Genomic DNA, 510 nt, shown 5'->3' on the forward strand with positions numbered 1-510 from the left:
ATTCTGCAAAGATTCTTTTTCCCTCATTCATGATGTTCACTGCTGCATTTACATCACGGTCCATTCTGTGTCCGCATTCACAGTAATAGATCCTTTCAGATAAAGACAATTTTTCTTTTTTCTTTCCACATGCACTGCAAATCTTGCTTCTTATACTTGATGCAAAATATCGATCTACTTTTATCAGATACTTCCCGCGTTCCTCCAGTTTATATTCCAGCATAGACAGAAACAGGCCATATCCATTATCATGTACGCCTTTTCCAAGATGAAATCCTCCTGCCATCCCTTTCAGATTCAGATCTTCCACGCATATTGCATCGAAGCTCTCGGCAAGACTGGCACTGAGTTTATGCTGAAAATCTTTTCTCTGATTTCGGATTTTTTCATGGCACAGTGCAACTCTTTTCTTCTGCTTCTTATAATTCTGACTGCCTTTCTGACATCTGGACAGCTTTCTCTGTTCCCGTGCAAGCTTTTTCTCTGTGTTCCGGTAGAACATCGGATATT

General features: G+C 40.2%; 1 protein-coding gene. It reads right to left on the reverse strand.

What is annotated here, in order from left to right:
• Window positions 1-510: RNA-guided endonuclease InsQ/TnpB family protein (locus WMO75_RS19835; protein WP_349078898.1), on the reverse strand; the 510-nt coding region annotated here is incomplete at both ends.

The sequence above is a fragment of the Blautia intestinihominis genome (assembly GCF_040096655.1).
Taxonomy (GTDB): domain Bacteria; phylum Bacillota; class Clostridia; order Lachnospirales; family Lachnospiraceae; genus Blautia_A; species Blautia_A intestinihominis.